Source organism: Acetobacter oeni (assembly GCF_011516825.1).
Classification (GTDB): Bacteria; Pseudomonadota; Alphaproteobacteria; order Acetobacterales; family Acetobacteraceae; genus Acetobacter; species Acetobacter oeni.
Window position 1 is genome coordinate 1 of sequence record NZ_WOTA01000055.1, and the last position, 11,041, is coordinate 11,041.

Here is an 11,041-nt window from a genome sequence, read left to right on the forward strand (position 1 = left end):
CTGACCAACCTCAACCTTCGGGTTTATGAATTCCAGCGCGGAAAGGCCTGACACGCCCGCGTCGGGAAAGCCACGACAGTAGCTTTCCCGATGTGACATCCCCCATCAGAAGGCAATATTGACGGCCGTGCTCAATACCACGGCATCCTTGAATGTCCTTGTCCCACCAACATGGTTGACATACTGGAAATCAGGCTTGATCGACAGGCCATCCATGATGTGGAAACCGTAATAGGCCTCATAGATCGTTTCGTGCCCCTGAATGCCATATGGCACGCCAAAGTTCGCACCCGGAAGGGGCAGGCCGTGCGTTGCAGCGGCCTCCTCCGCCAGGATGGCGGAACGGCTGAAATTCGCCCACAGGACCGCAATGCCCACGCTGTCCAGAGGACGGTTCCATGCGGCCCCGGTATCCATCAGCACCCCGACAAGGGTATGGTTGATCTGCGATGTCTGCCCCGAACCATAGGCATAATACCCGCCAAGGATCAGGCCATTCAGTTCACCCGGCCCATGCCGGAGCAGCATCTGGTCCGCAATGACCCACAGCGATGTCTGTCCACTTTCCCTGCGTGCGGGAAGTCCGCTCAGTACCCAGGGTTCGCCATTGATGTCTTCATACAGATGATTGTAGCGGGAATTGTCATACATCACGCCCACCTTGTAGTGACCGATCAGGTGGTTACGACCAAATTCAGGAATCCAGCCGAGTTCAACCTGCGTTGAAAGCTTCCCCAGCCCGTCCTGCGCCCACGACCACCCGGAAATCCCGCCGTTATAGGCATGCGGAGAAACAGCAAACAGTCCCCCCATGATATAGAATTGCCTTATCGGCATCAGGCGCAGGACCGTGCCAATATTTCCCGAGGGCCAGCCACGACCACCCGTCATGAATTTTGTTGGCGCCTCCCCACCGCACAGCCAGACGTTCATGAAGTTGCAGACCCATGGCGAGTTCTGGAAAAACACCCCGGTCGGAATCCAGCCGACAGACATGTCAATCTTGCGGTCAAGCCACGCTTTTTCAAAATAGGCCCAGACCATATGGGCGATCACGTTGCCACGGCTGCCATAGATCTGCTGCACCTGGTTATCGTTGTCGCCAAACAGTCGGCTCAGGTTCCGGCCATGCCCGTTCACCACGAGCAGGTGAAGCCACAGATCCCTGGACCATGAGCCTGCATTCAGCAGTTTTTCCCAATCGACATCCAGCGTGACACCGACCTGTCCTGCGACACTTTCATCACGCTTTTTGCCGCCGGACACGTTACCGGCAAGGTCTTCATAAACGTCAAAAGCAAGATACAGCCCGCGTTTCTGAAGCCATGGCTGCACACCACCCCAATCGCCCAGCAGATGGGTCGTGCCGAATGGTGGACCAAATGCCGGTGGACCATACGGCGCCTGCAGGAAGCCCGGGATGGTCTGGTACAACGGCGTGGTCGGCTGGGTTTCACCGTAGGGCGTGGGGTTGGAAACTTCCGGCGGCCCTTTGGCCTTGGTCTTTTCGCCCAGGATTTTCCGGATCCAGCGCGGAAGTTTGACATCCTGCGAATTCTGCGTTGCGGGTTGGGCCTGCTTTTCCTGAGTATCCTGCACGGACTGTACCGTTGCATTCGGATCCTCCGCCGCCACGGCCACGGACTGGTACATAAAGACACAGACCAGACAGGCGACAATCCGGAACGGCAGTTTCATGACTTTCCGGTTACATGAACGCCATATGACCGAAAGCAGGCAATTCAAAACGGACGGGAAAAATGATTCATGAAGGACGCGCATGCCCTGAACCTCATCCTGACGAAGATCATGAACCTGAATCAAGCCAGACCTGATGATATCAAATATTGCCCGTTCATTTTTTCGGAGATCCATGAACCATCGGCATCAATCCGGAACGGTCCCGCACCTGTTCGCGGACCTGATGCGTGCGGCCATGTTCAAGGCATGTATCAGTCTGGCTTTTACCGGGTTCGTGAATTATTTTTATTGATTGTTAGCCACGAATATAACAAATATTCCTACACAACACTTTTGTGATCACATCTTGCCAGAATCAGCGCGCCATCAATGCAACCGACCTGAAACATCTTCAAAGCATGTACCGATATGAATGTCTGATTGTGTCCTGCAGGAATTTCGTTGCCCGTCATAACGGGGCCAGCCCCGCACGGGTTGCTTCTCCATGGGGGAATATTACCGTCACAAAACCGCGGACGGCTGCCACAACAGGGTCGTGGCCGTTTTTTCATACAGCTTCCCCTGAGGAAAGCTGACCAGTTCCAGCTGCATCCCCCACGGGGCCAGAAAGTATATCCATGTCTGGCCCGCACTCGGCCCGGTATCGCGGTAGGTTGGCTCCCCCAGCAGCCGTATGCCATGCCCCTTCAGATATGCAAGCGCCGCCCCGAAATCATCGACATAGAACGCCAGATGATGGCCCCCGACATCACTGTTGCGCGGGGGAGAGAGGCGTTGACCCGAAGCCTCATACTGGAAGATTTCAAAGTTCGGACCATTCCTGCACCGGAAAAACCTCAACTCCCGCATGATGGCATCGGCAGGAACATTCAGGTGCGTTGCCATCCAGTCGTCAGAAGACCGGAACGGACCGAGGGAATAGACATGTTCGCACCCGATGACATTGACGAAGAAACTGGTGGCCTCTTCAATATCCGGCACGGTAAAACCGACATGTTCCACACCGCGCAACCCCGGCAATCCGACCATGACCGCATCCCTTCCGTCCAAGGTGCCCTGGCGTTACATCTGACCAGCCACGGCAGCTTCGTTCTTTTCAAATTCAAGGCGTGTCCTGCGGATATGCACCTGCGAAAGGCGTTCCGCATTGTAACTGTCACGCCGGCGGATCGCATCCATCAACAGCCTGTGTTCGGAATCAACGATCGTCCGCAGGCTGAACCCGACCTCATTCATATAGGCCCGGCGATACTGCTGTGTCGTGTTCCAGTAGCGCACGATCATGGCGTTGAGTTCAGGCAATGACGAATATTCGTAACTGCGCAGATGAAATTCCCGATCCAGCGGAATGAACGCTTCGACGGTCGTAACCTGTTCCATGCGTTCCACCAGCGCCTCAAGCCCATCCATCGCCGCCGCCGGCATGCGCTGCGTGCTTTCGCTCAGCGCAAGGGGCTCTATGCGTTCGCGGATCTTGTAGATCTCCAGGCATTGCGCCTGGTTCATATGGGCCACCCATGCGCCCCGGTTCGCCTGAAGCGTCAGCAGGCCTTCGCTCTGCAGGGCCTTGAGCGCTTCCCGGACAGGAATGCGGCTGGCGCCAAAATGGGCGGAGTAATCTTCCTGACGAATGCGTGTTCCCGGTGCAAGGACGCCCGCCAGAATATCATGCCGCAGCGCATCGGCAATCCGGCGGGCCGTGGGGGCAAGTGGCTGGGAGGCTGCATTGTCGGTCATACGTTACCCTGCATGGAAAATCACGTTTCCACCCCCATCAGGATTTCACCGGCCCGTCCTCCGCCAGTCCCGAAAGGGGCACGGCCATCCCGTATGCTGGCGGTTCGTCAACGGGTGTAAAGGATTCCACAAGTATGGCAATAGCGACAAATCCCGCCACCAGCATGACCGATGCGCAGAGGAATGCCGCACCAAACGATCCGGTCAGGCTGACCAGATATCCTGTCAGGACGGTTGCGATGATCCCCGCGCCGTTATTGACGAAATTCGCAATCCCGGTCACCGTGCCCCCGACCCCGCGCGGCGCGACCAGTGAAGGCAGGCTCCAGATGATCGGGGCGGCACTGGACAGACCACCGAGGGAGATGGATATCCAGAACACCGCCCATCCGGGACGATGCGTAAAAATGGCGCCGATCATCGCCATGCCGAGCATGAAACCCAGCATGAGCATGGCCTTGCGTGTCCATGTGTCGTCATATCCACGGCGGCAGAGCGCATCAATCAGCCAGCCCCCGACAAACAGTTCCCCAAGGGTCGCGACACCCCACGGTATCATGATGTAGATGGCGGACTGCATCATGCTGACATGCAGTTCGCGGACAAGGTAGTTCGGCATCCATGTCAGGAACAGCGTGAAGAAATACCCGTATGCCGCAAAGCCCAGGATGATGCCCCAGATCTTGCGCTGCTGCAGCAGGTGGGGAATGGTGGCCCAGCCACTTCCGGCCGTCGCCATTCCTTCGGCACAGGCCCCGCCCGCCAGTATGTAACGATGTTCCGCCGCCGTCAGGCGCGGATGCCGTGACGGATCGCGATAGCCAAGGAAAAAGGCAACCGCGTAACACAGGCTGAAACATGCGGTCATGACGAATGACCAGCGCCAGCCCAGATGGACCGCGACAAGTGCGACAAGCGGGACGCCCACCACATTGGCAAACCGCGCGGAAGCGTCAAACACGGCCGTCGCCGTTCCGCGTTCACTGCGCGGGAACCAGTATCCGGTGGCTTTTGTACCGGCCGGATAAGCCGGTGCCTCCGCCAGTCCGAGCAGCATGCGCGCGCCAAAGAACCCCGCGAACCCCTGTGCCAGCGCCATCAATCCCGATGATACCGTCCACAGCACCGTGCTGAGGCGCATTGTCGCGCGCGCACCAAAACGATCGGCCAGCAGCCCGCTGGGGATCTGCGCGAAGGCATAGACCCAGAAAAACCCGCTGAAAAGCCAGCCAAGCTGAATGTTTGTCAGGCCATATTCCCCCTGGATCTGCGGCGATGCCACCGAAAGGGCGATACGGTCGATATAATTGACGAAAACCCCAAGGGCGAGCAGACAGCCAATACGCCATCTGAACCCCGGAACCGGACGGGACTGGTCCATGACGACCTTCTTTCATTACGCGAAACCCTGCGACAGGCGCGGGATTCACAGATATCCATTCGCCGTCCAGCCACCGTCCACCGACAGGACATGACCCGTGACATGGGCGCTGCGCGGTTCGCACAGATACAGCACCGCATCCGCGATCTCGCTCGCCTTGCCAAGGCGGTGCTGCGGGGTGCGCCGTTCCAGCGCGGCCATGTCCAGTCGCCCCGACGCCGCAAGTTCACGTGTCAGGGCACTGTCCACATATCCGGGCGCAACACAGTTGACGCGGATGCCAAGATCCGCCCATTCCAGCGCAAGGCATTTCGTCATCATCGCAATCGCGGCCTTGGTCGTGCAGTAGGACAGGCGCTGCGGTGCCGCGACAAGGGAATAGATCGAGCCGATATTGACGATGGTGCCCCTGCCCGCCCTGCCCATGCGGCGTGCGGCCTCCCGACTGCAGAAAAACGGGCCGTTGAGGTTGATGCCCACCACACGCAGCCAGCTTTCATCCGTCAGGTCGAGTGTCGGGCCATTCCCGCTGATCCCCGCATTGTTGACGAGGATGTCAGGGGTTTTTCCTTCCTCGTCAAACTGGTGGAACAGGCTGCGCACGGCATCCGGGTCGGCCACGGATGCGACATAGGGACTGGCCTGTCCCCCGGCTTCGCCAATGGCGGCGCATGTCGCCTGCGCCGCCTGCTGCGCCACGTCATTGACCAGGACGACAGCCCCTGCTTTGGCAAGGGCGATGGCGGTTTCACGGCCGATGCCTGATCCCGCGCCAGTGACGAGCGCCGTGCTGCCGGAAAGTGATTTCATGGATTTTCTCCGCTGAACGGTATTCTTATTTTATGACAACCGGATTCACAGGCGCGCCGGAACCGCCAACAACCTTCAGCGGGGCGGCAGTATACAGGAAGGACCATTGCCCATCGGCGGCACAGTCCTCCGCCAGCGCATCAAGGGCGATGATCTCGGTAAAGGTGATGCCGAGATTGCGCATCAGCGCACAATGCAGCGGCAGGACAACCCCGCTTTCGGGATCGACGGTCACCTCGTTGGCGATCGTGTCGGTCACAAGGTTGGGAATTTCCTTCTTGTGGAACCAGTGGACCAGTTCAGGGCTGTAGGTCAGGCCGGGTTCCAGAAAGTCCTTGTAGAATTCTTCCTTGGGCGTGCGATAGAATTTCCCGATCCAGCCCGTGCGGATCACCAGCACGTCATGGGGCATGATCTCGACGCCCTGCTGCGCGGCGGCGGCCTCAAGATCCTCATGCGTGAAGGTCTCGCCCCGGTCCAGGCAGTCCTTGCCCCGGAAGCGCGCCATGTCGATCAGCACACCGCGCCCGACCACGCCACGTTCCGCGATGGGCAGCACGCTGGCCTTGCTCATTGCCCCCACCGTCGTCGTCGCGGGATAGCCGTTGTAGAGTGTATTGTCGTACCAGACATGGCCCAGCGCGTCGTACTGGCTGGATCCCTGCAGGTACATCACCACCATGTCATCGGCCCATTCGCCGCCACCGGACAGGGGTTCCGCCTTGCCACACATGAAATGGGCACGATCCATGACATTGACCCGGTGCGCCGTTGCGCGTCCGGGCCAGATCGGGTCCCCCTCCGGCGCTGCGATACGGATACCCAGCGTAAATACCTTTCCCTGCTTTACGGAGGCAACACCGCGCAGGACTTCCTGCGCGGTCAGGAAATTGAGGGAACCGACCTCGTCATCCTTTCCCCACCGCCCCCAGTTCTTGGGCAACTGCTCCAGCAGGCGGCCAAGGTCGGGCATGTAGCACCGTAATTTGCTGTCAGCCATTATCCTGTCTCCCGCGCCCTTCTTCCGGGGCGTCATCTGAAGAAAATGTTTGTCAGGTCAGCAATCTTATGGGTTGTTCAACGATATTCCTGAATGTGCCCAGCCATTGCGCGGCCAGTGCACCATCGACAACGCGGTGATCGACACAAAGGGTGCAGGTCATGAGTGACGCAATCGCAAACTGCTCCTCCCTGACCACCGGCCTGCGACTGATGGCCCCGATCCCAAGTATCGCGGCATGGGGCGGGTTGATGATGGGGGTGACCGTATCAACACCGAACATCCCGACATTGGAAATCGTGAAGCAGCCACCCTGCATTTCATCCGCGCGCAGTTTTCCCGCACGTGCACGTTCAATCAGGGCACGGACCTCCCTGCTGGTGGTGGCAAGCGACTTACGCCCCGCATCACGCAGGACAGGCACCAGCAGCCCGTCAGGAACCGAGACCGCGACAGCGATATCAACCTGCCGCGGGAATACCAGCGCATCCGCGGAATACATGACATTCATCGACGGCACCGCGACAAATGCCGCACTGGCGGCACGGATCAGCATGTCATTGACCGACAGGTGAAACGTATCCGGGGACGGCGGCGCTGGCGCAACATGATTGAGCTCATCACGCAATGTCAGTAGAGCATCGACCTGCACATCAACGGAGACATAGAAATGCGGGATCGTCTGCTTGGCTTTCGTCAGGCGCTCCGCAATGACGCGCCGCATGCCCGACATGGCGACACGGTCACCTTCGTCCTTCGGTTTTTCCGTTTCCTGAGCAACCGTTTTACTACCGGACAGCAGGCGATCGATGTCGCGGCGCAGGATCCTGCCCTGTGGGCCGCTGCCATCGACCTGCTTCAGGTCCACTTCATGCAGGCGCGCAAGGCGACGTGCGACAGGGGATGCGAAAATACGTGCCCGTGTTTCCCTGCCTGACACAACAGGGGCGCGGGCCTTCTCCTCCCTGACCGGTAAAGGAACCTCCGCCACTGTTTCCTGCGCCGGGTTCGGTACTGTTCGGACATCCATGCCGGATATGTCGGGAATCTTCTCATCCGACCTGACAACGATACCGACCACCTGATCCGCGCAGACGCCCTGTGTACCGTCCGGGACAAGGATACGCCCCAGGATGCCGTCCGCTGGCGCTTCTATTTCTATCGTGGCCTTGTCCGCCTCCATCTCCGCAAGGATGTCCCCGGCAGAAATCGCATCCCCTTCGGCCCGGAGCCAGCGGGCCAGTGTAACCGTCCCCGAGGATGCGGACAGGTCCGGCATGAAAATATTGACAGCCATGAAGGTCTACCTCGCTGACAGGCGTCACCCGGCCATATAGAGGCCGCCATTGACATGAATGACTTCCCCGTTGACAAAACTCGCATCATTCCCGCACAGGAACGCCACGACGGACGCCACTTCGCCGGGCTGGCCGAAACGGCGGGCCGGTGTCTGGGCCTTGAGCATCTCGCCTTTCTGGCCGCGAAGGTCACGTGTCATCGCGGTCTCGATAATCCCGGGTGACACCGCATTGGCGCGCGTGCGCCCGGCAAGTTCCATGGCAAGCGAACGCGTCAGGCTGAGAACCGCGCCCTTGGAGGCGGAATAATGGGCATGGTTCTGGCTGCCACGATGGGCGGCGACGGATGTCAGGGTCACGATCGCGCTGTCATCGCGCAAAGCGGGCATGGCCGCCTTGCACAGGTAAAAGACGCTATCCAGGTTTATGGCAATGACCCTGCGCCAGTCGGCGGCATCCATCCGCACGACCGGACATTCCGGGTAAATGCCAGCACCCGGCACCACGAAATCAATGCCACCAAAATGATGGACTGAACGATCGACAATGTCCTGCGCATCATCTTCGCGGCCCGCGTCATAACGTGCCGCGATGACACGCTCCGCCTTCGGGTCCATCTGGCGCGCCATCTCCGTGACGGCGCCCTCATCAAGGTCCGCCAGAAGCAGGCTGGCCCCACGCGCGAAAAAAAGCGCGGCGATTTCGCGGCCAATGCCCCCTGCCGCCCCGGTCAGGAGCAGGGCACGACCTGTAAATTCCTGCATTGCAGTCTCCATAGATAAACGGGACCGGTGCCAGAAGACCTCTCCGGGAATGGCCGCTAGGCCAGTTCAAGAAGTTCCCCGAGGGCAGCACTGATCTCCTCCCGTCCGGCACATGCCGCGCGTTCCAGAACTTTCGAAATGCTTGGTGAGGCTTCGCCACCCGTCACCCGCATGATCGGGCCATCCAGCCAGTCGAACAGGCGTCGCTGGATCTCGTCCGCCAGCCAGCCGCCATAGGACGTTCCACGCGCGCCCTGTTCCACCAGAAGCACACGGTTTGTCCTGCGGATGCTTTCTCCTATCATGTCCCAGTCAAGGCTGGCGCGATCAAGCCAGCGCAGATCAATGACGTCCACATCCGCATCAAGTTCATCAACAATATCGAGAACGGGCTGCACCATCGCCAGATAGGTAATGACCGTCACTTTACTGCCTGACCTGCGCAATGCGGCCGATCCAGGCGGGATAATGCCATCCAGATCGATGGGGGCCGGCAGCATCTGCTGGTACAGGTCCACATGTTCGATCACCAGCACCGGATCATTGATGGCAAGAGCGGCATTCATCAACCCGACATAATCGGCAGGACATGACGGCGCCACGATGCGCCATCCGGGTGCCGTTGCGAAAATACCTGCCGGGTCCATGGAATGTTGCGATCCGTATCCCGTTCCCATCGCGACCTTTGTGCGCAGGACAAGGGGAACATCAATCGCGCCGCCAAACATGTGCCGCGCCTTACCCACCTGATTGAACACCTGGTCCGCCGCCACCCACATGAAATCGGGATACATGAACTCCACCACCGGCCTGAAACGCCCATCCATGGCAAGGCCGCCGGCAAGGCCCATGAACGCGTTCTCGCTGATTGGCGTCCCGAACACGCGGCCCGGAAAATTGGCGGCCAGATCACGCGTGGCGCCATTTGTCCCGCCCTTGAGGCGATGGACATCTTCGCCCAGCACGACAATGCGGGGGTCCTGTTCCATCCGGCGGTTCATGACATCGGCGACAACATCGACAAATTTTCGTTTTGTGCTTTCTCCCGCCGTTCCCTGCGAAAGGTGCGGCAGGGCACTGATCTCGTCAAGGTCGCTGCGGATCCCCACATCCCGGAAGGAAGCTGCTGGCCACAGATCCGAACGGACGGCGCGGCGGTTGCCCTCCATGACCGTCAGTTCGGCGGAGATTTCCTCCATGACCGCACGGCAGCGTTCACGCAGGTCGGAGATGTCCTTTGCCGTCAGCAGGTCGCGCCGGATCATTTCCCGACCGACCTGCCCTATCGGGTCACGCTCGCGCCACGCGGCCTCCTCTCCCTTGTCACGATAGCCAAAGGCACTGCCGGGAAGTTTCCCGTTCTGATGGAAATAACGATAGACCGTGGCTTCGATCACCGCCGGCCCCTGTCCCGTGCGACAGACCGACAGCGCCTGCTGCATCGCCATGTATGTGGCGACAGGGTCCATGCCATCGACCTGCCATGACGGAATGCCAAAGGCCAGACCCCGCGATGACAGGCGCGGTTCGGCCGTGGCCTCGTCAACATGGGTGGAGACGGCATACAGATTGTTTTCGATAAAGAACACCAACGGCAGTTTCCATGCCGCCGCAAGGTTCATGGTTTCAAGGACGGAGCCGATATTGACCGCCCCATCCCCGAAATAGGTCACCGAAACATTGTCGGTCCCCGCCATGCGGTCTGCCCATGCGGCCCCGGCCGCAAGTGGCACGCCGCCGCCAACGATGGCGTTGGTTCCCGTTACCCCGGCCTCGGCCCATCGCAGGTGCATCGACCCGCCACGCCCGAGACAGAAACCGTTCCGAAGCCCCATGATTTCGGCAAGCGCGCCCTGCAGGGTTTCGCGGATGGCCCCGTCAAAGGGCGCATCGCGCGCAAGGGGTTGCTGTTGCGCGACATAACCAAGCGCCTTGGCGAGGAACTGATGATGTCCCCGATGGGATCCATTGACCTGATCGCCGGGCAACAGGGGAAGGATGCTTCCCACCGCGCCGCCTTCCTGCCCGATGGAGGAATGGGCCGGACCATGGACCAGGCCATTTCCCGCGAGATCGAGGACACTTTCTTCAAACGCCCGTATCAGGCTGAGCCGGACCAGCATTGTATCCAGAATGGCAGGATCCATCGCATCCCAGTCATCCTGTGTCGAGCAGAGTTGCACCCATGATGCCTGGGGATCCAGAGGAATGGTACGCATCATGCCTGTTCCTTCATGACATCCCGACCGCATCGACGGCCGGGGCTATCCGCAAGGCGTATCAGATAATTGGATACATTTGTATGGATATGTCCGCATGAAATGTAAAAAATAGGTGATATTTTCACCAT

The 11,041-nt window shown here is 59.5% G+C and carries 10 protein-coding genes; 1 reads left to right on the forward strand and 9 read right to left on the reverse strand.

Translation table 11 applies throughout. The annotated features are described in order from the left end of the window. Positions 1–105: 105 nt before the first annotated feature. Positions 106–1,698, reverse strand: coding sequence for a carbohydrate porin (locus GOB90_RS17980; protein WP_237934390.1), 1,593 nt, complete (start codon positions 1,696–1,698; stop codon positions 106–108). Positions 1,699–1,767: 69 nt separating this feature from the next. Between GOB90_RS17980 and GOB90_RS17985 the strand changes: the two genes are divergently transcribed. Continuing rightward, entirely contained in the window at positions 1,768–2,040 is a 273-nt protein-coding gene (locus GOB90_RS17985; RefSeq protein WP_146892853.1) for a hypothetical protein, read from the forward strand. A 162-nt stretch (positions 2,041–2,202) separates the two neighbouring features. On the opposite strand, the gene GOB90_RS17990 is transcribed toward GOB90_RS17985, so the two are convergent. From GOB90_RS17990 to GOB90_RS18025, 8 genes are read right to left on the reverse strand one after another with little or no spacing between them, the layout of a single operon-like run. Next, the gene (locus GOB90_RS17990) at positions 2,203–2,730 is read right to left on the reverse strand and encodes a VOC family protein (RefSeq protein ID WP_110095349.1); all 528 of its coding nucleotides are present in this window, start codon (positions 2,728–2,730) and stop codon (positions 2,203–2,205) included. 33 nt (positions 2,731–2,763) lie between these two features. Continuing rightward, on the reverse strand, positions 2,764–3,438 hold the full coding sequence (locus GOB90_RS17995; RefSeq protein ID WP_146892856.1) for a GntR family transcriptional regulator: 675 nt from the start codon (positions 3,436–3,438) through the stop codon (positions 2,764–2,766). A gap of 37 nt (positions 3,439–3,475) precedes the next feature. Next, a complete protein-coding gene (locus GOB90_RS18000) occupies positions 3,476–4,819 on the reverse strand; it encodes an MFS transporter (RefSeq protein ID WP_146892858.1) in 1,344 nt (447 codons plus the stop codon). A 45-nt stretch (positions 4,820–4,864) separates the two neighbouring features. Continuing rightward, complete coding sequence (locus GOB90_RS18005) at positions 4,865–5,629, reverse strand: SDR family NAD(P)-dependent oxidoreductase (protein WP_146892860.1); 765 nt, start codon at positions 5,627–5,629, stop codon at positions 4,865–4,867. Positions 5,630–5,654: 25 nt separating this feature from the next. Next, positions 5,655–6,629 carry a cyclase family protein gene (locus GOB90_RS18010; RefSeq protein ID WP_110095345.1) on the reverse strand — a complete coding sequence of 325 codons (975 nt, stop codon included), beginning with the start codon at positions 6,627–6,629 and terminating at the stop codon, positions 5,655–5,657. A gap of 52 nt (positions 6,630–6,681) precedes the next feature. Next, on the reverse strand, positions 6,682–7,926 hold the full coding sequence (locus GOB90_RS18015; protein ID WP_146892862.1) for a dihydrolipoamide acetyltransferase family protein: 1,245 nt from the start codon (positions 7,924–7,926) through the stop codon (positions 6,682–6,684). Between the two features lie 24 nt (positions 7,927–7,950). After that, the gene (locus GOB90_RS18020) at positions 7,951–8,691 is read right to left on the reverse strand and encodes an SDR family NAD(P)-dependent oxidoreductase (RefSeq protein WP_146892865.1); all 741 of its coding nucleotides are present in this window, start codon (positions 8,689–8,691) and stop codon (positions 7,951–7,953) included. Positions 8,692–8,747: 56 nt separating this feature from the next. Continuing rightward, positions 8,748–10,910: an alpha-ketoacid dehydrogenase subunit alpha/beta gene (locus GOB90_RS18025; RefSeq protein ID WP_242012156.1), complete on the reverse strand. Its 2,163-nt coding sequence runs from the start codon at positions 10,908–10,910 to the stop codon at positions 8,748–8,750. Between the last annotated feature and the right edge of the window lie 131 nt (positions 10,911–11,041).

Excerpts from the sequence above, each read along its gene's own strand:
- GOB90_RS18005 (WP_146892860.1), bottom strand. The coding sequence starts at position 5,629 with ATGAAATCACTTTCCGGCAGCACGGCGCTCGTCACTGGCGCGGGATCA.
- GOB90_RS17985 (WP_146892853.1), top strand. The coding sequence starts at position 1,768 with ATGAAGGACGCGCATGCCCTGAACCTCATCCTGACGAAGATCATGAAC.
- GOB90_RS18000 (WP_146892858.1), bottom strand. The coding sequence starts at position 4,819 with ATGGACCAGTCCCGTCCGGTTCCGGGGTTCAGATGGCGTATTGGCTGT.
- GOB90_RS17990 (WP_110095349.1), bottom strand. The coding sequence starts at position 2,730 with ATGGTCGGATTGCCGGGGTTGCGCGGTGTGGAACATGTCGGTTTTACC.
- GOB90_RS18020 (WP_146892865.1), bottom strand. The coding sequence starts at position 8,691 with ATGCAGGAATTTACAGGTCGTGCCCTGCTCCTGACCGGGGCGGCAGGG.
- GOB90_RS18025 (WP_242012156.1), bottom strand. The coding sequence starts at position 10,910 with ATGCGTACCATTCCTCTGGATCCCCAGGCATCATGGGTGCAACTCTGC.
- GOB90_RS18010 (WP_110095345.1), bottom strand. The coding sequence starts at position 6,629 with ATGGCTGACAGCAAATTACGGTGCTACATGCCCGACCTTGGCCGCCTG.
- GOB90_RS18015 (WP_146892862.1), bottom strand. The coding sequence starts at position 7,926 with ATGGCTGTCAATATTTTCATGCCGGACCTGTCCGCATCCTCGGGGACG.
- GOB90_RS17980 (WP_237934390.1), bottom strand. The coding sequence starts at position 1,698 with ATGAAACTGCCGTTCCGGATTGTCGCCTGTCTGGTCTGTGTCTTTATG.
- GOB90_RS17995 (WP_146892856.1), bottom strand. The coding sequence starts at position 3,438 with ATGACCGACAATGCAGCCTCCCAGCCACTTGCCCCCACGGCCCGCCGG.